The following is a 23,764-nucleotide window of genomic DNA, read 5'->3' as shown; positions in this document are numbered from 1 at the left end:
CAGCGTTCCCGTCTATTAAAACTCAACCAACATTTTTTATATGATACATCAATCGTTACGAATAGGTTTGCTGTTTGCAATGGGAATCATTTTGGTAAATTGCTCAGTTAGCAAGCAACCGAAGAAGACAACTGAGGCAGCAACCCTCAGAAATACATTCAAAGATGATTTCCTCATAGGCACTGCCATGAATACCCCACAAATTGAACAGCGGGATACAAAAGCCGCTGCGCTGATCCCAAAACAGTTTGACGCGGTTACGCCGGAAAATATTATGAAGGCAGAGGAGATACATCCGCAATGGGGAACGTATAATTTTGGTCTTGCAGATAAGTTGGTTGCTTATGCAACAGCTAATAATATTCGTGTGAATGCCCACACACTTATCTGGCACAGCCAGTTGCCTGCTTATGTGCGCAGATTGCAAAGCGCCGATTCTGTGCGTCAGTTTTTTACAGAGCACATTAATACATTGGCTTCACGCTATGATGGCAAAGTGTATTCATGGGATGTTGTTAACGAAGCGTTGAATGAAGATGGTACACTTCGCAAATCTATCTTTTTGCAAAAGCTGGGGGATGATTACATTGTCGATGCATTTCGCCTGGCACAGCAAGCGGCTCCTCATACACAGCTTTATTATAACGATTACAACATTGAGCAACCAAAGAAAAGAGCAGGAGCCGTTGCAGTGGTGCAAAAAATACAAGCAGCTGGCGTGCGGATAGATGGCATTGGTATACAAGGCCATTGGAGAGCAGGGCATGTGCCATTTGATGAAATTGAAAAAAGTATCGTGGAATTTGGTGCACTCGGTATCAAAGTGATGTTTACAGAGCTTGACCTGAGTGTATTGCCCAATCCGTTAAATGGCAACACCGCTGATGTTAACCAGACTGCGGCTTACAATGCGCAGTATAATCCTTTTGCGGCGGGACTTCCAGACTCAATGCAGCAACAACTTGCCAGCGACTATGAGCAATTGTTTAAGCTGTTTTTAAAACACAAAGACAAGATTGGTCGCGTAACTTTTTGGGGTGTTAATGATGGCCAGTCCTGGTTGAATAACTGGCCTGTAAGAGGTCGTACCAACTACCCATTACTATTTGACAGACAATTTGCACCAAAACTAGCCTATTACAAAGTGATAGAATCCAAAACAAAAAGCTGATATTTAATACTCAATTTAACCCCAAATGAAAAATTCATCCCAACGATTGTCTGTCCTTGAAAAAATAGGATACAGCTTAGGAGATCTCGCGGCCAACCTGATCTTTCAAACATTGATGGCTTTTCTCGCTTTCTTTTACACAGATATTTATAAGATTCCACCGGGCAAAGCGAGTATGGTGATGCTGATAGGTGGCATCATTGGTGCCTGTTTTAACCTCGTGATGGGCGCCATTGCAGATCGTACACAAACAAGATGGGGCAAGTTTCGTCCCTGGGTATTGTGGACAGCCATACCGTTTGGTGTGATATCACTCGCAGCATTTTCAACACCCGATTTTTCTGAAGGAGGAAAAGTGGCCTACGCGTTCATTACTTACCTCTTGCTGGTTGTTGTATATTCTGCCAACAATCTACCGTATTCTGCATTGAGTGGTGTACTCACAGGAGACATGAAAGAACGTAATTCATTGTCTTCTTATCGCTTTGTTGCGGTGATGGTGGCACAGTTCGTTGTCCAGGTTTTGTTATTGCCGCTTGTATTATCATTAGGACACGGAGTCGGGCCTGAACAAAAACAAGAAGGATTTGAAAAAGTAATGATGATGTTTGCCATTACTGGTGTCGTGTGTTTTATCATTACATTTCTTACAACAAAAGAAAGAATACATCCTCCACAAGAAGAGAAAACGCCTGTTAAACAAGATCTGCAGGACCTCGTTAAAAACAAACCCTGGTTGATTATGCTTGCCGTAACTATTCTCGTTTTTATTACGCTTGCGATAAAGGGTGGCATGAACATATTTTACTTCAAATACTATTTAAGCGAGCAAAGCCAGGTTGCTTTTTTGGACAAGGTTGGATTCAATAAAATCATTAGCGGACTCAGTCATATTTTTAATCCTGCTGCGTTTGAAGAATTTCAAAAACCGGGAAGCGCGCCTTATGCTGCCTCCAGCTTCACCAGTGCCTTCAGCACCATTGCGATGATAGTGGGCATTTCGTTTTCAAAACCATTTGCCGACAAATTTGGTAAAAGAAATGTTTTCTCCGTTTTTCTCGCGTTGTCTGCGCTTTGCCTGATCGCGATTTACTTCTATAATCAAACGGCAGTTATGGCGGTATTTGTTACACAAACATTGCATGGATTTATTTATGGTATAACCATTCCGTTATTGTGGGCCATGATTGCCGATGTAGCAGATTATAGCGAATGGAAAAACAATCGCCGCGCAACAGCCATTATATTTTCTGCCATGATCTTTGGATTGAAAGTTGGCCTGAGTGTAGGAGGCGCCTTGTCTGCATGGCTACTCAGTATTTTCGGATACGATGCAGATGCTGCATCGCAAACTGCTGCAGCTACCAATGGAATTAAATTGCTGGTGAGTGTCATTCCCGGACTAATTTTCATTGCTGCCGCACTGTTGCTTTTAGGTTACCGGTTAAACAAAAAAATGGAACTGGAAATTGAAGATGCATTGAAACAAAGAAGAAACAAAATTAAAGAACCTCAAACCGCATAGTCATGCCTGAAGATAGTACCGCACACATTGATTTCGAAGCATTGAATCAGAATGCTATTTCTGCACCAGTTGTAGAACATATTTACACCGCTGATCCTTCGGCACATGTATTTAACGGAAAGATATACATCTATCCATCTCATGATATCGACGCGGGTGATGCGTTTGATGATTTGGGCAGTCACTTTGCCATGGAGGACTATCATGTGCTATCGATGGAGGCGCCGGATGGAAACGCAACCGACCACGGCGTAGCATTGAATGTAAAAGATGTACCCTGGGCCGATAAACAAATGTGGGCACCGGACGCCAACGAAAAGGACGGACGATATTATCTCTTCTTTCCCGCGAAAGATAAGCAAGGCATTTTTCGAATAGGCGTTGCAGTTAGTGAGTCGCCTTCAGGACCATTTACTGCACAAGCTGATCCGATCGCAAACAGTTTCTCCATTGATCCTGCCGTATTTAAAGATGCCGACGGAAGTTATTACATGTATTTTGGAGGTATTTGGGGCGGTCAGTTGCAGCGCTGGAGAAAAGAAACATTCGAAGCTTCACAACCGGAAAGTCCTTTTGCTCATTTACCTGCAGATAACGAGCCTGCGCTTTGCGCTAAAGTCGCAAAGCTCACCGATGACTTGCTTGAGTTTGCTGAAGCTTCCAAAGACGTACTGATTGTAGATGAAAGCGGCAAAGCGCTGTTGCAGGGTGATAACAACAGAAGATTTTTTGAGGCCTCATGGATGCACAAATATAATGGCAAATACTATTTTTCTTATTCAACTGGCGACACGCATTTTATATGTTATGCAATAGGAGACAATCCTTACGGACCTTTCACATACAAAGGTGTTGTGTTAAATCCTGTAGTGGGGTGGACCACTCACCATTCGATTACTGAATATAACGGTGAATGGTATTTGTTCTACCATGACTCTTCTCTTTCAAAAGGTGTTACTCATCTTAGAAGTGTAAAAGTGGCAAAGCTGCAACACAATACAGACGGAACGATTCAGACATTGAATCCGTATAGACAATAACCCGTAGTAGTTGAATTGATCACCTTTTTATTAAGCAATAAACGACAGTAAATCCAAAACTAACGATGAAGTTTGCATCTGTTTTCAAAGTAATTCTCATTGGTATTTTGGCCGTTCAGCTAAATAGCGTCACCGCTCAGAACGACAACAGGTTAAGGCTTTGGTATGATCATCCATCCGGCGACGTATGGGAAAATGCTTTGCCCATAGGAAACGGTAGATTGGGGGGAATGGTATACGGAAATGTTTCTACCGATATTATTCAACTCAATGAACATACTGTTTGGAGCGGTGGTCCTAATCGTAATGACAATTCATTATGTCTCGATTCATTAGCAGCAATGCGTCGGTTGATATTTGATGGCAAACAAAAAGAAGCGGAAAAACTTGCAAACAAAGTGATTGTTAGTAAAAAATCGCAAGGGCAAATGTTTGAGCCGGTGGGCAACCTGCAATTACATTTTGATGGGCATGAACAGTTTTCAAATTACAGCCGCGAACTTGATATTGAAAAAGCAATTGCAACTACCACTTACAAAGTAGGTGATGTGGTGTACACAAGACAGGCAATTGCCTCATTGCCGGACCGGGTGATAGTAATACATCTTACTGCAAATAAATCACACGGTCTTTTCTTTACGGCAAACTATAAGGCGGCGATGCCAGGCGCTGTTGTGAAAGCGGAAAATCCCGCGCAGCTAAGTATTTCGGGAACAACCATTGACCATGAAGGCGTAAAAGGAATGGTGAAATACAAAGGAATTGCTCAGATAAAAACAAAGGGTGGCGTTCTGACGCTTGCAGATACTTCCATAGTTGTAAAAGGTGCTGACGAAGCAACGATTTATATTTCCATTGCTACCAATTTCAATAGCTATAACGATTTGAGCGGAAACGAAAATGAAAGAGCCTCTGCTTATCTCAATAAAGCAATCAACAAAACATTTGTACAAATTTGTAAAGAGCATGTTGCAGCTTACCAGCAATATTTTAACAGGGTTAAACTTGACCTTGGCAATACAGCTGCAGCAAAGCTTCCGACAGACCAACGTTTGAAATCATTTGCCAACAACGATGATCCGGCACTTGTTACGCTGTACTATCAATATGGTCGTTACCTTTTGATCTCTTCTTCGCAACCTGGAGGACAGCCAGCCAACTTGCAGGGAATATGGAACAATAAATTATTTCCTCCCTGGGATAGCAAGTACACGATCAACATCAATGCAGAAATGAACTATTGGCCAGCCGAAAGAACAAATCTTGCAGAACTACACGAGCCGTTCCTGAAAATGGTGAAAGAGATGGCAGCAACAGGAAAGCAAACAGCTCGCGACATGTATGGCGCAAGGGGTTGGATGGCGCATCACAATACAGATATATGGCGGTGTACAGGTGCTGTAGATGGTGCTTTCTGGGGTATATGGAACAACGGTGGTGGCTGGACAAGTCAGCACTTGTGGGAACACTATGAGTACAGTGGCGATAAAAAATTCTTGTCAGATGTTTATGACATACTAAAAGGAACCGCAATGTTTTACGCTGACTTTTTAGTGGAGCATCCAAAATATCACTGGCTGGTTGTTTGTCCCGACATGTCGCCCGAAAATGCACCTGCTGTACATGAAGGTTCGTCGCTTGACGCGGGCGTAACGATGACGAACCAAATTGTTTTTGATGTGTTTTCAAACGCAATCAATGCAGCGGAAATTTTAGGCAAGGATGTTGCCTTTGCGGATACGCTTCGTACGCTGCGAAAGCGACTGCCGCCCATGCATATAGGCAGGCATGGTCAGTTGCAGGAATGGCTGGATGACATTGATGAACCTAAAGACAATCATCGTCACATTTCACATTTGTATGGATTATTTCCTTCCAATCAAATATCTGGGTTTCGTACGCCAGAGTTATACAGCGCGGCGAAGAACACGCTCATTCAACGCGGCGATATATCTACCGGATGGAGCATGGGTTGGAAGGTTAATTGGTGGGCACGTATGCTCGATGGTAATCACGCATACCAGCTCATCAAAAACCAACTGACGCCAGTTGGTACCAATGAAGGAGGTGGAGGAACTTACAACAATCTTTTCGATGCACATCCTCCGTTTCAAATAGATGGCAACTTCGGTTGTACATCCGGCATTACTGAAATGCTGATACAAAGCGCAGACGGTGCCATTCATTTATTGCCTGCGTTACCGGATGCATGGCTAAACGGAAGCATTACCGGTCTTCGTGCGAGAGGTGGTTTTGAAATTGTGCGTATGGAATGGAAGAACGGGAAGCCAATAAGAGTCTCGATCAAATCAACAATAGGAGGTAATCTTCGTGTGAGGGTTCCGGTGATAATGCAGCTAAATAATGGAGAAGCATTAAAGACTGCGGTTGGCGACAATGCTAATTTTTTTTATAAGACAGAGAAGACGCTGGAACCGGTTATGTCATCAGAAGCCAACGTTACAATGCCAGTATTGAAGCAAACCTTTTTATACGATATTTCCACGCAGCCCGGTAAAACATACGAGCTGATTGCAAAATAAATATCAGTGCAGGCACAGATAAAAGCCTGTTCTTCTGATAAAGAGGCTCTAAAAATGAGCAGTTCATGGGCCCGGCATATGGTGGTGCGTAACCGGGCCTCTTTTGAAATTTGGGCTCGCAAAAGAATTAATTAAATCTATTGATAGTCAAATGAATTTTTTTTTGAAAAGGTTACTCATCTGTTTTTTGTGCACAGTAAAATGTTTTGCCGTACTATATGGCCAATTGGTTCCGCATAGTGTTACCATAACATCCCCTGACAAAAAATTGAAAGTAGCCGTTAACGAAACAGATGACAATGTAGTGTATAGTTTTATTGCAAATGGACAGCAATTGATCAGGCAGTCTGTTATCGGTTTAGATGGTGTTGGAAAATTCCACTGGTTGCAATCTTCATTAAAACACGTTAAGCAAACGTGGAAGCCTGTGTGGGGAAAGAGAGCCATCGTACCCGACGATTACAATGAAGCGCTTTTTAATGGGGCATTATATAAAATAAGAATAAGAGTTTACAACGATGGATTTGCTTTCAAGTATGAAGGCACCGACACAGAGAAAGAACTTACACAGTTTAATTTTGCTGGTAACTACACCGCCTGGTATTACAATGGAGAAAATAGAAATATAGGTCCGGAGAAATTGAAAGATGCCAATGGTATTCGCATGCCGGTAATGACGATTAAAGCAGATTCCAATCATTATATGGCAATACATGAAGCAAACCTGGAATCAGGCGAACCTTTGCTACTAAAAGCAAATCAGGGAACAACAAATTTTACCATCTGTTCCAAACGGGCAAATGCGTGGCGCGTGGTATTGTTTGGCAATACTCCGGGTAAAATGGTAGACTCCCACTTAATAGAACTGCTAAACCCTGAACCTGCAAAGAATCTGGATTTTTCATGGGTTAAACCTGGCGTTGCTGTCTGGGATTGGCGTATTAACGGCGCAGAAGCAAATGGATTCAAATACGAAATGTCTTTGCCTTCATGGAAAAGAATGGTTGATTTTGCTGACGATAATAATATTAAAAGCCTCGTTTTGGATGCTGACTGGTATGGCCCAGAGTTTAGCAAAGGTTCCGATCCGCTAAAAGGCGGCAAAATAGAACAGGTTCACCAGTTGCTTAATTATGCGAAGGCAAAAGGCATAGGCATATGGTTGTATCTGAACGATGTTGGCGGTAAAACCTATCCGCTGGATCAAACCATTAAGCAGTATGGTCAATGGGGAGCAGCGGGCCTAAAATATGGATTTATGAATGGGAGCCCTGAAGAGAAAAACAAACACACACAGCTCATTACAAAACTTTGCGCTGAGAATAAATTACTAGTGGATTTCCACGACGGACCCGTTCATCCTTACGGACAAATGCGTACCTGGCCAAACGCTGTTACAAGGGAATACTGCCATGCGCAGTTGGATGCCCATCGTGTGTTTCAGCCATCTACGTTTGTGACTGCTGTTTACGTAAACATGCTGGCCGGCCCATTGGATATGAGCAATGGAGTAGTAGACATGATGCAAAAAGGCCGGGTAGATAATCCCACACCTGTTCCTTCAACCATTACAGCGGAAGCCGCCAGAACACTGATCGTATTTTCCGGAGCAACTATCATCCCGGACATTCCTGAAAACTATTTAAAACATCCGCAAATCTTAAAGTTCATACGTGCAGAACAAATGCCATGGAAAGAAACTAAAACCATAATCGGAGAAATTGGCGAGTATATCGTAATGGCAAGAAAGTCCGCAGATAACAAATGGTTGATTGCGGCTGCGACAAACGAAGAGGCAAGAACACTTTCAATTCCACTATCAATAATCGATAAAGGACAGTATAAAGCCACGATCATTGAAGATGGAAAAGATGCGGACTTTAGAACCAATAAGGAAAGTTACATTGTAACGAATCCTACTGTTTCATATGGTCAGGAAATAACGGTGCATTTGGCTCCCGGAGGAGGCGCTTGTGTTCTGTTGGAAAAGACTAAATAGAACCTTGGATTCTCTTCTCTTTCCTTCTTAAGTGTACAGAAACCTAAATGAGTAAATCTAGTGTGGGCACGATTGAGAAATCAAATAGGTCGTAACATTTCAAATGGTAATTTATTTTCGATGAAATGATATAGCATATTTTTTACATTAAAAATGTGTCACCTGACATATTTTTAGTCATAGAGAATTTTTAATTTGGTGTTACAATAGATTGGAGTTGATATAGAGTTCAAGCTATTTACCGGAAAGAGAACAGTAATTGTCGTTGGATGGAAGAAGATAATATGATATTATTTTTGATTTTGCGTGGTGATTAAACTGATACTTAATACTGCCACTCATTTCTTGTTGTAACTACATTAGATGTCTTAGTAATTCTAATAAATTCGACATAAGCGGACTTACTTTAAACGCAATGGTGAACCGGAATTGGATTCGCCTTGCTTATAACTGATTGTTAAATGAAGTATGCTAAACAAAATCGCATGTAGAATATTGGTAATAATGATATAATAAAGTGCCTATGGTTGAATTCGAACTGGGCTTGTTTACCATTGCCATTTCATTTTCATCGTTACTTTTTGTTTGCAATAACCAGTTGTCTAAAATCATCCAGGTATTTGCTGCCAATAGGAATCTCATTGTCGAAAATCTTAATAATGTTGTTGTCATATGCATTTATATAGTTCTTGTTTACAATGTACGATTTGCTTACGCGGATGAAAATGTCGTTGGGAAGATTGCCATGAATGGTCTTTAGGTTCATGTTTGTAATGATGCGACTGTTGGGAAGATGAATAATTACATAGTCTTTGAGCCCTTCGATAAACAGGATATTTTTATGCTCAATTTTCACGAATTGTCTTTCTGACCGAACAAGAATGTAGTCTGCTGAAAAATTTAGCGAAGGCGCATTGTTCGCCTGTTTCAGCAAGTTCAGATAGTCGAAAGCCTTGCGAATGGCTTTGTGAAATCTATCGCTGTGAATAGGTTTCACCAAATAATCAATCGCATCCACTTCATAGCTTTCTGTTGCGTACTCCGGATGCGCTGTAATGAAAATAAGCATTGTTTGTGTTGCCAGGGTGCGGGCCAGTTCGATACCGGTCATGCCGTTCATCTCAATATCCAACAAAATTAAATCCACCTCGTTTGATTGTAGAAATGATAAAGCTGTTTTTGCCTGGTTAAAGCTTCCTACTACTTCAATATCTGAATACTCCTGCAGCAGTTGATGGATGCCCATTCTTGCAATCGGCTCATCATCCACAATAATGCATTTCATAGTTTTATATTTAAGATTACACGAAAGGTATTTTCGCCCTCAGTTATATCAAGCGTATGTTTTTCCGGATATAGTAATTCCAGGCGGCGCTTCACGTTTGCCAATCCCAATCCCCCCACTTTTTGTGTGCTGCTTTTGTTTGTCGGATTGGTGCAAATAAATATCAGATGGTTGTTATTAATGGAAAACGACACATATACATTTGCTTCTTCAGTATCAACATTGTGTTTGACAGCATTTTCCACGAATGGAATAAACAGCAATGGAGGCACTTCGATGGGTTGACTATCCTTTGGATGCGTTTCGATGGTAAAGTGAAAATGGTCACGTCTTATTTTTTCCATCTCCAAATAGTGCGTGAGAAATTCAATGTCTGCGTGTAAAAAAACTTTCTCTTTTTGACTGTCGTACAATTGATACCTGATAAAATCCGACAACTCGACCACGATTTTTTTTGCTTTCTTCGGTTCGGCGCCAATCAGGACGTCGATATTATTAAGCATATTGAAAAGGAAGTGTGGGCTGATATTTGTTTTTAGCAGGTCCAATTCAGTTTTATAATAGCTGTTCTCTAATTGTATGAGTCTATAAGTGTCGTTAACCCATCTTTGGAACAACTTGATGGCAGAAGTGGCCGCAATCAAAGTGCCAATAAAGAATAGATAAAACAGAAACATCAATATAAAGGAGGCTACAGTAATGGGTTGCGTTTTTTCAGAAGCATTTACAAAGCTGTATTGGGAGTAAAAAGTTAGACAAGAATAAAACAATAACAGGCAAGAGATCAAAACAGTTATATAGCTTTTATACTTGCCTTTGAAAAGGTATTGTGGTAGAAACAGGTATAGGTTCAAAAGAATGGGAGCAGCCAGTAAAACAAACAAACCCGGCATATACCACCAAAACATGTGTTGAATGTTCCGGGTAGCGATAATCAGCGCTATTACTATAATCAGTAACATCGCAAAAAGTACTGCCCTTCGATATTTGCTATACTTTTTACTGACCAGGTAGTTGATGAATATGTCTTTTGGTTCTTTCAATTTTCTACAGATAAATTAATCAGGCTTTGAATTACTTTGAATAGCGGATGTTGCACTGCTACGGGTTTAATATTCTGTTTTTTTGCTCAAATAAATTTTCTAAATCTACAAAGCTGCATTTTTTTTCTACAAAAGTGAATGACGTTTTTTTAAGTATAGAATTACAATGTGTTCGTCTAGTATCTTCTTCTTCATTTTTATCAAAAATTACTTTTGAGAGGATTTAAAGAAATTATTAAAAGGTAGTAAATAAAATGAACATGAAATATCTTAAGCAAACACGAGTGGTTTTCGGGCTTTTTATAGGTGCGTTTACACTCAGTTCTGTTGTTGCAATGGCTCAATTCAATTCGAATGTTACTTTAAAAATAGGTGATGCTGCGCCTGCTTTGAAGGTCGAGGGATGGGCCAAAGGCAAACATTTAACAGGGTTCAAAAAAGGGAATGTATATGTAATAGATTTCTGGGCCACATGGTGTGGTGGTTGTATTGCCTCGTTTCCCCAGATCAGTGCGATAGAGGAAAAATATAAAGGCAAAGTACAGTTTGCCTCTATTGATAGCTATGAAGATATTGGTGAGAACAAAGGGAAAGATGCAATGACTGTTGTGAATGAATTTTTGAAAACACCCCAGGGGAAAACATTGAAACTGAATGTGGCTGTGGATGGTAAAGCCAATACAATGTATAATACATGGATCAAACCTTTGCGTCGCCAGGGATTTCCAACCACGTTCATCATTGACAAAGATGGCAGAATAGCCTGGATAGATGTTAATCTTGACCAGCTTGACTGGGCGCTGAGCCAGGTTCTCGCGGGTACATGGGATAAAGTTAAAGCGGCACAAATAATGAAAGGAAAAGATGATTTGGAAGATCAGTTGATAAAGGGCTTCCAGGATTCAACTAATAAACAAACCATTATGCTTGCCATGAAGTCGCACGCTGAACAGCTTGAAAAACAGTTTCCGGATAGAAAAGATGCCTTCGCATTTTACAAACTGTTTGCACTGCTGGAAGTTGACATGAGTGGCGTACCCGCAGTATTAAAACAGATGGCGGCAGATCCCTTATCGCGGTACTTAAATTTGTCGGATGCCGTTGGGTTGACTTTGCAGAAACCAAATTTAACGAAGGAGACGTATATAGCATGTGCAAAGGTGCAGGAGAGACTATTAAGCTATCCATATAGCGGAAAAGGCTATGGAGGCAGGAGTGTGAAGGCATATCAGGAATTGGCCAATACCTATTATCATGCAAATAACAATAAGCTTGCGCTTAGCAATATTCAGGAGGCAATTCAGTTGGCTCAAAAAGAAAAAGCCTCTGCGGAAAAAATAGAGGAGCTGCAAAAGTTGTTTGCCATGTACCAGGCAAAAATCTAACGGATGCATAAACACACAGTGCAATACATAAAACAAAATACCAATGAAGGTTTTAGAAATAAATAACATCCACAAATCTTACGGTGCCACGAAAGCCTTAAATGGCATTAGTTTCAGCGTGCCCAAAGGTTCCATTTTCGGAATTCTGGGTCCTAATGGCAGCGGCAAGACGACATTGCTGAGCATCATATTAGATGTATTAAAAGCCAATAGTGGCACATTCAACTGGTTCAGTGAAGCTTCTTCTGAAGTGCAGCGACAATGCATTGGGACATTGTTGGAAACGCCGAACTTTTATCACTATTTATCGGCAACCAATAATCTTGAAATTACCCGCCAGATAAGCGGCCGTGGCAAGAAAGGCGAAATTGATATTGCTTTGCAGAAGGTGAAGTTATTTGATAGACGCAACAGCAAATTCAGCACTTATAGCCTGGGGATGAAACAACGATTGGCGATTGGTGCAGCGCTGTTAGGGTCTCCGTCTATTTTAGTATTGGATGAACCAACCAATGGACTCGATCCGGTTGGCATTGCAGAAATTCGTGAATTGATCCTTGAATTGAATGCGAAAGGGCACACGATCATTGTTGCTTCTCACTTACTCGATGAGGTAGAAAAGATCTGTACGCATGTTGCCATTATGAAATTCGGAAAGCTGTTAACCTGTGGTCCTGTTGCTGAAGTAATGTCAAACGATGATTTAGTTGAATTGGGGGCAGAAAATTCCGAAGTATTGCTTTTTGTGATGGGGAAATATCTAGGCGTATTAAATATCAGAACAGAAAAAAATCTCGTTGTTATTGGCCTTCCAAAAGGCGCTGCAGATCTTGAAGAGATTAATAGCTTCTGTTTCAACAGTGGCATCGTTCTAAATCATTTGTACGTGCGCAAACAAAAACTGGAGACGCGCTTCTTTGAACTTACACAAAACTAATATCCCATGACAAATCTTTTGAAAATAGAATGGCTCAAGATTAAAGCCTATCCGGCATTTTGGTGGGTACTGGTAATAACTGCCATATCTTATCCCGCAGTGAATTATTGTATGTCGGTTGTATATCATCATTTTCTGGACGACCCGAAAATGGCGACTATAAAACTGATGATCGGCAACCCGTTTGCATTTAACGAAGTGTGGCACACGGTCGCCTATTTTTCTTCATGGTTCATACTATTTCCTGCAATCATTGTGATCATGTTGATCACCAATGAATATACGTTTAAAACCTACCGGCAAAACATCATTGACGGCTGGAGTAGAAATCAATTCTTATCGGCAAAGCTTTTAACGTTGTTATTATATCCATTATTATCACGTTGTTGTACATGGTTGTTTGTTTATTGGTAGGAATGAAAAATACAGCAGCTACTGATAAGGCGGGAGCGAGTGGCATTTATTTTATTGCCTATTTTTTTCTGCAAACATTCTCCCAATTGTCCATTGCCTTTATCATTGGATTCTTTTCGCGAAAGTCTTTTATTGCATTGAGCGTATTTCTTTTTCTGTTTCTTATCCTGGAGCCCATTCTTACAAAGGTGCTCGAAATGAAGAATATTGTGATTGGACATTTTCTTCCCTTTGAAATATCTGATCGCATGATTCCTCCGCCTGCATTCTTTGGCCGCATGGATCCGGCTGCATACGACCTGGCCATGAAGAATGCTGGACATCATTTTTTATATACGCTTGTATTCACGCTGATTGTTTGGATCGGTTGTTTCAGGTTTAATATGAAGAGAGACCTCTAACCGCTTCATTTTTAGTTACAAGGCTTGAGCCGGCACCAATTGGGTGTTGGCTCATGTGTTTGAAAGTTGGCAGAAGTTTCCGGAAGTCTTGTATCGCAATGGGTTAGCAAAAAAACATCCCCTAACTTTTTTTTGACTTGCTTTTTTTATTGTAGTTTGCGCTTATCGCTTAAATTTCTCCCTTGACAAAACAACTGCCCTATAGTGACGCTGAATTGGCAGAACTGATTAGAAACGGTGACGCAGAAGCCTTTCGCTCGTTATTTGAAAGGTTTATTCGTGCGTTGGTATATTTTGGTGTAAAGCTAACAGGCGATCAGGAAGAGTCAGAAGATGCAGCAAGCGAGGCGTTTCAAAAGCTTTGGCAGAAAAGAGAAGACATGAGAGGTTACCCGGAAATGAGAGCTTATCTTTTTTCAATAGTACATAACAGGTCAGTGAATTTTGTAAAACGCAGGAGCATGGTAAAAGCCGCGCACCAAACCATCCAGGCAGAAGGAGAGACGCACTCAGACAGTTCAATCACCACTCGAATAATACAGGCAGAAACAATGGTAGCCATTCATAATGCTATCGATAAATTACCACTGCATCACCGCGATTTGTTGCATAAAATATATATAGAAGAACAATCCACTACGGATCTCGCCAAAATGCTTGGAACTACTCCTGCTCATATACGTACTTCAAAAGCAAGAGCGCTGGCCTCTTTACGGGAAATTTTATCCGATGAAACACTGCTCAGGAGCTGCATTGTTTTTTTCTTTCTATTTTCTGCAAAATAATTTTAAAGAAATTGTTACGCTTTTGTTACCCGATTGTTCTACTATGGAACGGAACCATTTATCCATTACTACATGACAGAAGATCAGATAAAAAATATATTGCTTAAGAAGGTAAGACGTGTAGAGTTGTCTCAGGAAGAGCAGCGCCAGTTGGACGACTGGCTGAATAGTTCTGATGAAAATGCACTTCTGTTATCACAAATAATGGATGAGCGCCAGCTAGTTGAAGAGCTGAAAATAATTCAAAATATTTCGACCGATACCATTTGGAACAAGCTACAAGATGACCTTGAGTTACAGGGAGGGATAATTAGAACTATCGATAAGAAATCAAAAGGATCGCGTCGTTACTGGGTATATGCAGCCGCTGCCGCCGTGCTGTTGGCAATCGCAATTCCTGTTTTTCGTTGGCAAAAACAATCTAAGCAGACAGAATTGGCACAGCAGGATATATCTGGGAAATTTGATTTGCCGCCTGCGTCCAATAAAGCTACCCTTACACTGGCCGATGGTTCTGTAGTTGTTTTGAGCGATTCTGTACATGGTGTTATCGGACAACAACTTGGAAGTACTATTAATGTAAAAGGCAATGGAGAGGTGGCTTATACGCCTTCGGATAATAACACGAATGCTGGAAATGAATACAACACCATTCGCACTCCAAAAGGCGGGCAAATTCATTTGGTATTGCCAGACGAAACGCATGTGTGGTTAAATGCTGCTTCGTCGATCACTTATCCGACGGCATTTACAGGAAAAGAAAGACGCGTAACCATAACAGGAGAGGGCTACTTTGAAGTGGCATCTAATAAAGACAAGCCGTTCTTTGTGCAAACAAATAAATGTGTGGTGCAGGTATTGGGAACGCATTTCAATGTAGATACTTATGAAGATGATGATGATTCGAGAATAACTTTGCTGGAAGGAAAAATCCGTTTAAAAGCGGATGTGAAAAACGGAAGAGTTGCCAATGCCAAGGATGTTGATCTCAGTCCCGGCCAGCAGGCTGTAATGGCTAACGAAGGCGACAACAATAATATGAATGTTATTGCACACGCGGATATTGATAAAGCAATGGATTGGAGAAATGGGCTGTTTAATTTTGATGGCGTGCACCTACACGCATTGATGCGTGAGTTGTCACGCTGGTATGATCTGGATGTGGAGTATGAAAAAGGTGTCGCCGATATTCAGTTTGGTGGAGGTATGAGCAGGTCAGTGCCGTTATCGGAAGTATTGAAAGGACTTGAAAAAATGGGTGTTCATTTTAGAATAGAATCGGAGAGAAAATTGATTATAGTAAACCAACCGGCTAAATAATATTTTTTAAACACTGCTGTTGATACCAAAAGCAAACGGGGTCGCGACCTGTTTGAAGGGGTATGTATTGCTTGATTTTTATCACTTGTATCCAACTTTAACCAAAACTATTTTAAACTTATGCGACATAAACGTTTCCCCGGCTATGGGATGCATAGAAGATTCTTACGCATTGTAGCAGTATTTGTAATGGTGTCTACACAAGTCTTTGCAAAGAGTATTGCACAGCGTATTACCTACTCAGGTAAGGATGTTTCACTTACGCAGATTTTTTCCGTTATAAAAAAGCAAACCGGCTATGTGACGTTTTATTCTACAGAGCTGATTAAAAATACAAAGCCGGTTAGTGTTTCAGCAAAGGATGTAGCATTGAGCGATTTTCTTACAATGGTTCTAAAGGATCAGGACCTGGACTTTTCGCTAAGTGATAAGACAATTATGTTGTCTAAGCGAGTGAAACAAAATACTTCTGCTCCATTAGTTGAATCAAATGATCCAATACCTGCAACATTAAAAGGAACTGTGTTTTGTAAAGAGGGTCCTGTCGCCGGAGCCGCAGTTATGCTAAAGCCTATTGGCATTGGCATGGCTACTAATAGCAGGGGAGAGTTTTCACTTGCCAATGTTCCGCAGGGAGAGTACACACTTGAGATTTCCAGCATTGGTTACAAGGCTTACTCAAAGAAGATTACAATTGGCTCATCTGTTCCAAAAGTGAATGTTACAATGGAGCCTGAAATGCAGGTGCAGGAAGAAATTGTTGTGTCTACAGGTTACAGTTCAAAGAAGCCTGGTGAGATCACCGGTGCTGTACAAAAAATATCAGGTGATGAGTTGAGAAAAGGCATTACTACATCCGATCCTACTTCACTTCTTAAGGGTAGGGTAACTGGTTTGTATATATCAGAACAAAATGCGGGCGATCCAACAAGCAGTGGCGGCCAGATCTTTATGCGCGGTCAAAGCAGTATTGTAGGCGTGGGACTTGACCAGGCAAATGAATATGTAATTCCAACGATCAACTATGGACCATTGATTGTGCTTGATGGTGTGATCATGCCAAATCAAAACTTAAAAGAACTGGTGAGTCCAAACGAAATTCAAGAGATTACTACGCTTAAAGACGCTGCAGCAACTGCCGTATATGGCTCAAGAGCAGCGGGTGGTGTATTGGTGGTAACAACGAAGAAAGGCAAAGATGCCAGACCTCGCGTTAGTGCTGAATTAAAGTATGGTATCAACAAGCCGAACCAGGGTACCATAAAATACATGAATGGCCAGGAACTGTACAACTATCAAAAGGACTATTTTACTGCAGATTATAGTGTCAACGGAGGAAGCCTGGCAAGTATGTTTCCAACAGTAGAAGACTACCTGCATTATAAATTGCCCACACAGCAAGTTGTTGCTAACTCATATGACTGGACAAAATTTGTTTTTGTAACCAGCAATACGATGGAAGCAAACCTGTCTGCAAGTGGTGGAAATGAAAGATCGAAATATTATTTTGGTGGCACTTATTATAACGAACAATCAACCGGGGTACAGAATGGGCTTACAAGAGGAAATTTCAGATTAAACCTGGATTCAAGACTGACCAGCAGGCTTTCATTGAATGTTTCTTTAAACGGCATCATCAATAGTGGTAAGCGTGATCCGAATGCAAATACTGATTTCTTCGGACAATTGATTCCATGGGCGAACCCTTATGACTCAAATGGCAACGTTACTCAAACCCTCAATTATAAATTTAATGGTATCCCGGTAGTAAAAGGTAATCCTCTTTTTGATAAACAGTATAATTTTAACAAGCTTCAATCGCAACTCTTCTTTGGATCTGTAAGATTGGAATACAGAATTACCGACTGGTTGAGTTTGTCAAGTACCAACTCCGGCAACCTGAATTATAACAAGAACCAGACTTATATTGATGTAAGAACCTATAATGGTGGAACGATCTATTATGCACCGCAAGGATTTTTGGGAACCACTACCAGCAACCTTTCAAATTTTCTTACCTCAAATCAGTTGTCATTTAGAAAGAAGTATGGTAAAAGCGCCATCAGGGCACTTGCAGCGATGGAGTATGGGGAAACAACACGAGATTTTTCAACTGTAAATGTAAACCATGTAAGGGCTGGTTATCCTCAGATTTCAATGGGCAGCCAGGTTGGGCCTTCATATGATTTTTCAATATTTGGCATCCCTACTACAAAAGCAGGCAACATAGAAGGTGGAACTGATAAGCGTGCACAGTTTTCTGCCTTTGGAGAGGCAGGCTATACCTACAACGATCGCTATACCGTTAGCGGATCAATCAGAACAGACGCATCAAGCAGTTTTGGCGCTGATAACCGCTATGGAACATTCTACTCAACAGGTGCTGCGTGGATCGTGAATAATGAAAACTTCATGAAGAATGTAAAATGGGTTAATAACCTTAAGGTGCGTGCGAGCTACGGTACCACAGGATCACAATTAGGAGATAATTTTCTTACGAAAACCTTGTACAATCCTACATTGCAATATAGCGGTCAAAACGCTGCAGTTGTAGCCGTACTTGCCAACCCGAACCTGAAATGGGAGATTACCAAAACCTTTAATGGAGGTCTGGATTTTACCTTGTTTAAAAATCTTGATGTAACACTGGATGCTTACTCCAGACGTTCTGAGGATTTGCTTCAAAAAGTGGCATTGCCACCAACTTATGGTTTTCCAACGCAATGGCAGAATGTTGCAAACGTGCAAAACCATGGAGTAGAATTGATGCTGAACTGGAGAGCAGTAAATAAAAAAGATTTTCAGTGGAGCACTTCGTTTAATCTAAGTTATAACAGAAATAAAATTATTGCGGTAGCAAACGATTCGTTGGTGCAAGGTTGGAACCAACAAGCCTACTATTTATATCCGGGAGAAGATATCAATACTTTAAAAGCAGTAAAATGGGCAGGCGTAGATCCGCAAACCGGCAAACCTCAATATGAAAAATTGATTTTTGATGCAAGCGGTAAAAAAACAGGTGTTGAATTGGTTAATTCAGTAGCTGAGGTTGGTGCATCCACAGATCAGCGCCAAAATCAATCCATTGGTTCATTCCAACCTAAATTTTACGGTGGCTTCACGAACACTTTTTCATACAAACAATTTTCTTTGAACGTGTTGATCACCTATGCGTTAAAGTATGTGATGAATGATGGTGCGGCACGAGCTTATCAGGGAACGTCCCCAATGCTGTATAACCAGATAAAGTATAAAAATAACCAGGTGCCGTGGACTACTCCCGGTCAAACCAATGCAACTGAGCCTTGGGTTTATTACCAGGGAACTGGATACAGAGATTACTTTGGTTCCAGTAAATACATGCATGATGCCAGCAATGCATCTTTGCGCAGTGTTCGGTTAAGCTATGATCTTCCGTCTTCAATTTTGACAAAGCTCAGGCTGTCGACATGTAGCTTCTACGTAAGTGGCGACAACCTATATACACTTTACTCAAAATCGATCGTAGCCGCAAATCCGGAAGGGCCCTCAGTTGGTGAAGCGCAGGGTTTTGGTCAATCAGCATTTGGCCTGGGAATTCCGAGACGATACATGTTTGGCGTGCAATTAACTTTCTAGTTGAACCTTAAAGTTTTTACAAAATGAAAAAATCAATCATCATATTCTTCTCATCATTAACAATCATTGCTTGTAATAAGCAAATAGATGCTATTAAACCGCTCACGCAGATAGACGCAGAAGGGGAACTCTCTTCGGTTGCAGGCATTGTAGAAGCAACTACTGGAAACTATTCACTGCTGCAAGGTTACTCCTTTATTACTCCTTACGATGCACCAATGATAAACATTGGGGAAGGAAGAGGTAACAATGTGACCCTTCAGCAATTTGGCCCTCCAACTAAACAGACGGATGCCTTCTTTTTTCAGAACAGTAGCGGGCAGACAACTGGTTACAGCTCTGATTTTTATCGAGGCTCTTACCAGGTGATAGTCGGTACAAACCTCGTTTTAGAAGGAATTGTAAAGATGGAAAAAGATGGCTTTGCATCTTTATCGGCTTCCGATAAAAATAAATTTTTGTATGCAAAAGGAGAGAATCTTTTCCTACGCGCACTTACGTATTTTAATCTGATCAGAGTATATGGTAAACCTTATTACCAGGATGCTGCAACAAGTTCTGGTGTGCCTCTAAAGAAAACAAGCAGTGTAAAAGACAATCCTGCACCATCCACAGTTAAAGAAACATATGATTTCATCATTAACGATTTGCAGCAGGCTGCACAATTAATGAAAGCGCCGGTTACAAAATCAAATGCCTTTTCAAATACTGCGGCAGCGTGGTCTCTTTTATCAAGAGTATACTTGTACATGGGAGGAAGCGTTGCAAGTCCTGATGCTAATTTCAACCGTTTAGGTGTTACTTACTCGGATAGTGTAACCAATCAAACCGGTGCGAAATATGCATTGCTACACGGGCAAGACTATTACAAAATGTTTGGCGATGATTCTGACGGCAGCCTTGGCAAGACAAACTTTTCTGGTAACAAAGAAATTATCTTCGCACAAGACAATGCTACCGGAAGCAGTGCAGGCAGCTATATTGGAATGATCTTTAATACTGATGTCATAAATGGATCAACTGCAACTTATATTCCTTCTTCTGATTTTAAATCGTTAATCGTTGCGAATGATATCAGAGCGACATTTTTAAAGAAGAATGAAAACACCGGCTATGTTGAAACAACGAAGTACCTGAGCGTGACCTACCAAACCATTACTTATGCACCGCAGATATATTTCAGGCTGGGTGAGGTTTATCTCAATCGTGCAGAAGCCAATGCGAAGCTGGGAAATTACCAGGCAGCAAAAGATGATCTCAAAGCCATTCATACGCGAGCGGGATTGCCGGCCTCGGATATTGATAATGTTGCCAACCAAAACTTACTTGCAGCGATACTAAAGGAAAGACGCATAGAGCTTGCCTTTGAAGGACATGCCAGCTTTGATTATTTCCGCAATGGGTTGCCGATGACAAGAACGGCTGCCGATAACAATGGGCAGGCTGTTACTATTCAGCCAACCGATCCAAAGGTTGTATTTACTATTCCAAATTTTTAATTAACACGTAAACATCATTATTATGAAATATGCATTGGGTAAATTAACCCTACTGGCAGTACTATGTCTACTAGCAAGCAAGATGTATGCACAGCAAACGGCCACAATTGGATTGGGCGATAAAGCTCCGGAATTAAAATACGGCAAATGGTTAAAAGGAACACCAATTAAAGAGTATCAAAAAGGTCGTTTGTATTTGTTTGAATTCTGGGCAACCTGGTGCGGACCTTGCGTAGGATCAATGCCTCACTTATCTGAACTCTCAAAAAAATACAAGAATGAAATCACCATTGTAGGTGTAAACATATGGGAGGGCTCACATAGTGATAACTCAAAACCTTATAGCTCTTATTTGCCTAAAGTAACAAAGTTTGTTAACCAAATGGGTGATAAACTTGCTTATAACGTAGTTATGGACAACGATGCACAATTCATGGGCAATAATTGGATGAAAGCCGCAGGGCAGGGCGGTATCCCATGCACATTTGTGGTAAGAGATGGTCAAATCCTTTGGATAGGACATCCTATCGAATTGGATTCATTGATTAAAGTTATTCTGGGCGGTCAATACGATGTAGCGGCAGCACGCAAAAATTTTGAGAAGAAAGAAGCAGAGTCTGATTCATTAACTGCACCGTTTACAGCTTTGTATAAAGCTTATGAAGATGCTGTAAAAAACAAAGAGTACGACAAAGCTTTGCGATTGACTGATTCTGGCATTGCTACCATGCCAACTTTTGCAGGCACATTTGGTTTTTTTAAGTTCCAGGTTCTTCTTGATCACTTTAGCGAGGATTCTGCTATGGCATTTGCAAAAAGATGGCAAAGCACAAAGCCTGGTTATGTAGGGTCAACCGCTGCGGTTATTTCAAGAAAAGAGGGTTTGTCAAAAGACACTTACCTGTATGCTATCGATTTAAATAAACAGCTCATGGTTGAAAATGCTAATATGCCACCATCTGTATGTTACAATGAAATGGCCGGTGCTTATGCGCACATGGGTGATTACAAATTAGCAGTTGAAACGCAACAGCAAGCCATCAATAGTGCAAAACAATCTTTGAAAGAGGGAAAATTTGCAGGATTTATTCTTCAATCTACAGTTGATGAATATGAAAAAACACTGGCAGACTATAAAAAGCATTTGAAGTAATTTTTTCCGGGAAGCGTTTTTCTCTTTAGGTATACAGAGGGGCAGGGGAAGCCTTGCCTTTCTTTTTAAAGTGCAAAACCGCATTGGCAATAAAAGCTGATTTGTACAATCACACGTTTAGTTTACGCCAATGCCTGCAGCCAATTGGAAAAATGAACAATGTGTAAAGTAGAATAAATCGTGAACAAATTATACTGTCTTCATTAAGTTGGGGAAGAAGAAATCGTCCGACGAAAACTTGGTTTTTTCTCATGGTGTACAAGGAAGCGTTATAATTATAACCTCCCTTTTTTAATTCTCCAATTGTGTCCACACTGTGGACACAATTGGGAAATTGAATAAATTAGCAGAGTTGAATGTTGAGAAATACCTGAGGTGTGCTATTTAGTATTTTCGATCACCTAAATTTCGGCTATTGATTGAAGTGAAAGAATGTGCTAGCTAGGTGTCCTTTAATTGATTGATAAGTGAATGATTGTTAAATAAAAAAACGCTGACAATTTATTGATTGTCAGCGTTTTTTATCAAGTGCCCAGGACTGTGTCGCCCTCTAATCTGTTTTCATTACAAATATAAAAATGTTCATTCAAAATTGATTGCTCGTGTGTCATAAATTTGACGCTCGTGTGTCATTTAGAATAATTGTGTTACAATTCGGAAGTAAGCGAAACTATTCAATGAAGCAACGAACCAATATTGTTGTAGGTGGGATATTTTATAACCTGGCCGGAACAACTGCTGATTGAAAATATTTTGTTGAAGTTATAAACGAAAGCCCAATTATTAACATCTCGCTTGAGCCAAAGTACAGCGATGCAAACTCCTGATGTTTCAATGTCTTGTATCTCTTGCAGCAATATTTTTGTTAGCGGTAGCGGTGCTTGAGTTTTTGGGTTTTAGAAGCCATTTGCTTGCTATCCATGCCAGTAACAAAGGTGACGTCATCGCTAAAAAATCAAATGTGTAAAGTGCGACTACCCCACCTGCATCAAGTGATGCGTAAGCTCCAAATAATATTAAATGTCCAATTAGTCCTGCAACTAAAGTGGCAGTAATCGCCCATCCGCTCATTACTTTCCATTTCAAGCATGCACGAATCATCAATATTGTTACAGGAATAAATAATGCAATACTGGTCATTGTTCCGCCACTAACATAATAGTATATAGAATTTCCAGATGACAACCAACCTCCAATGTGCAAAAGTCCGTTAGCTAAAATCAGTCCGTAAGGAGCCAAGGCAACCATTGGGTTAGTTTTGTAGAATTTCCAAGCACCAAGCATTGCCATAAACCACAAGATGATATTCACAAGCCAATAATGTTGCACTGGAATTGGACATTCAGGATACGGTCCATATCCTATTTTTTGGCAAATCATATCAGCAAATGGATGGTGAAGTGTTTTCACGTCATAATAAAGTGCATATTCTTCAAATTGATGAAGCATATACATAGGGGCTGCAACCCATGCAAACCAACCTGCATCCTGCCATCGGGGTTTGTTCAAATCGCTGCGTAACAAATCTGTAAAAAACAGCAAAACAAAAAACACCATTGCAATCCCTAAACCCATCCAGGACCAAGCAAAGTCAAATTTTGTAACCCAAGCTTCCATTTTGTCTTGTATTTAACTAACCAAATCTC

The 23,764-nt window shown here is 40.6% G+C and carries 17 protein-coding genes; 14 read left to right on the top strand and 3 right to left on the bottom strand.

The window, feature by feature from the left end; all coding sequences use genetic code 11:
- The first annotated feature begins 40 nt into the window (after positions 1-40).
- The 5 genes from QJ048_RS13775 to QJ048_RS13755 all read left to right on the top strand — a co-directional run bounded on the left by QJ048_RS13775 (position 41) and on the right by QJ048_RS13755 (position 8,278).
- Positions 41-1,171 (top strand): endo-1,4-beta-xylanase, encoded by a 1,131-nt coding sequence (locus tag QJ048_RS13775; protein ID WP_282334954.1) that lies wholly within the window; start codon positions 41-43, stop codon positions 1,169-1,171.
- Between the two features lie 25 nt (positions 1,172-1,196).
- Positions 1,197-2,696, top strand: a complete 1,500-nt coding sequence (locus QJ048_RS13770; protein WP_282334953.1) for an MFS transporter — start codon at positions 1,197-1,199, stop codon at positions 2,694-2,696.
- Between the two features lie 2 nt (positions 2,697-2,698).
- Positions 2,699-3,736, top strand: a complete 1,038-nt coding sequence (locus tag QJ048_RS13765) for a glycoside hydrolase family 43 protein (RefSeq protein WP_282334952.1) — start codon at positions 2,699-2,701, stop codon at positions 3,734-3,736.
- A gap of 65 nt (positions 3,737-3,801) precedes the next feature.
- Positions 3,802-6,279 carry a glycoside hydrolase family 95 protein gene (locus QJ048_RS13760; protein ID WP_282334951.1) on the top strand — a complete coding sequence of 826 codons (2,478 nt, stop codon included), beginning with the start codon at positions 3,802-3,804 and terminating at the stop codon, positions 6,277-6,279.
- A gap of 151 nt (positions 6,280-6,430) precedes the next feature.
- Entirely contained in the window at positions 6,431-8,278 is a 1,848-nt protein-coding gene (locus tag QJ048_RS13755) for a glycoside hydrolase family 97 protein (RefSeq protein WP_282334949.1), read from the top strand.
- 574 nt (positions 8,279-8,852) lie between these two features.
- Here the strand turns inward: QJ048_RS13755 and QJ048_RS13750 are convergent.
- Positions 8,853-9,563 carry a LytR/AlgR family response regulator transcription factor gene (locus QJ048_RS13750; RefSeq protein WP_282334948.1) on the bottom strand — a complete coding sequence of 237 codons (711 nt, stop codon included), beginning with the start codon at positions 9,561-9,563 and terminating at the stop codon, positions 8,853-8,855.
- Positions 9,560-10,525 carry a sensor histidine kinase gene (locus QJ048_RS13745; protein WP_282334947.1) on the bottom strand — a complete coding sequence of 322 codons (966 nt, stop codon included), beginning with the start codon at positions 10,523-10,525 and terminating at the stop codon, positions 9,560-9,562. The genes QJ048_RS13750 and QJ048_RS13745 overlap by 4 nt, the downstream gene beginning before the upstream one ends.
- Before the next feature lie 341 nt (positions 10,526-10,866).
- On the opposite strand from QJ048_RS13745, the gene QJ048_RS13740 reads away from it, so the two are divergent.
- The 9 genes from QJ048_RS13740 (at position 10,867) to QJ048_RS13700 (ending at position 22,118) form a co-directional block, all read left to right on the top strand.
- Entirely contained in the window at positions 10,867-11,991 is a 1,125-nt protein-coding gene (locus QJ048_RS13740) for a TlpA family protein disulfide reductase (RefSeq protein WP_282334946.1), read from the top strand.
- 43 nt (positions 11,992-12,034) lie between these two features.
- Positions 12,035-12,928: an ABC transporter ATP-binding protein gene (locus QJ048_RS13735; protein ID WP_282334945.1), complete on the top strand. Its 894-nt coding sequence runs from the start codon at positions 12,035-12,037 to the stop codon at positions 12,926-12,928.
- A 6-nt stretch (positions 12,929-12,934) separates the two neighbouring features.
- Positions 12,935-13,342 carry an ABC transporter permease gene (locus QJ048_RS13730; RefSeq protein WP_282334944.1) on the top strand — a complete coding sequence of 136 codons (408 nt, stop codon included), beginning with the start codon at positions 12,935-12,937 and terminating at the stop codon, positions 13,340-13,342.
- Positions 13,343-13,344: 2 nt separating this feature from the next.
- Complete coding sequence (locus tag QJ048_RS13725; RefSeq protein WP_282334943.1) at positions 13,345-13,743, top strand: hypothetical protein; 399 nt, start codon at positions 13,345-13,347, stop codon at positions 13,741-13,743.
- Positions 13,744-13,925: 182 nt separating this feature from the next.
- On the top strand, positions 13,926-14,528 hold the full coding sequence (locus tag QJ048_RS13720) for an RNA polymerase sigma factor (RefSeq protein WP_282334942.1): 603 nt from the start codon (positions 13,926-13,928) through the stop codon (positions 14,526-14,528).
- A gap of 72 nt (positions 14,529-14,600) precedes the next feature.
- Positions 14,601-15,848 carry a FecR family protein gene (locus QJ048_RS13715; protein ID WP_282334941.1) on the top strand — a complete coding sequence of 416 codons (1,248 nt, stop codon included), beginning with the start codon at positions 14,601-14,603 and terminating at the stop codon, positions 15,846-15,848.
- A 120-nt stretch (positions 15,849-15,968) separates the two neighbouring features.
- Positions 15,969-19,466: a SusC/RagA family TonB-linked outer membrane protein gene (locus QJ048_RS13710; RefSeq protein ID WP_282334940.1), complete on the top strand. Its 3,498-nt coding sequence runs from the start codon at positions 15,969-15,971 to the stop codon at positions 19,464-19,466.
- 23 nt (positions 19,467-19,489) lie between these two features.
- Entirely contained in the window at positions 19,490-20,965 is a 1,476-nt protein-coding gene (locus tag QJ048_RS13705; RefSeq protein ID WP_282334939.1) for a RagB/SusD family nutrient uptake outer membrane protein, read from the top strand.
- Positions 20,966-20,987: 22 nt separating this feature from the next.
- Complete coding sequence (locus QJ048_RS13700) at positions 20,988-22,118, top strand: TlpA family protein disulfide reductase (RefSeq protein WP_282334938.1); 1,131 nt, start codon at positions 20,988-20,990, stop codon at positions 22,116-22,118.
- Positions 22,119-22,949: 831 nt separating this feature from the next.
- Here the strand turns inward: QJ048_RS13700 and QJ048_RS13695 are convergent.
- A complete protein-coding gene (locus QJ048_RS13695; RefSeq protein ID WP_282334937.1) occupies positions 22,950-23,735 on the bottom strand; it encodes an HXXEE domain-containing protein in 786 nt (261 codons plus the stop codon).
- Between the last annotated feature and the right edge of the window lie 29 nt (positions 23,736-23,764).

The sequence above is a fragment of the Pinibacter soli genome, from assembly GCF_029961145.1.
Classification (GTDB): Bacteria; Bacteroidota; Bacteroidia; order Chitinophagales; family Chitinophagaceae; genus Pinibacter; species Pinibacter soli.
This window is presented reverse-complemented; position numbering and strand designations above follow the sequence as displayed.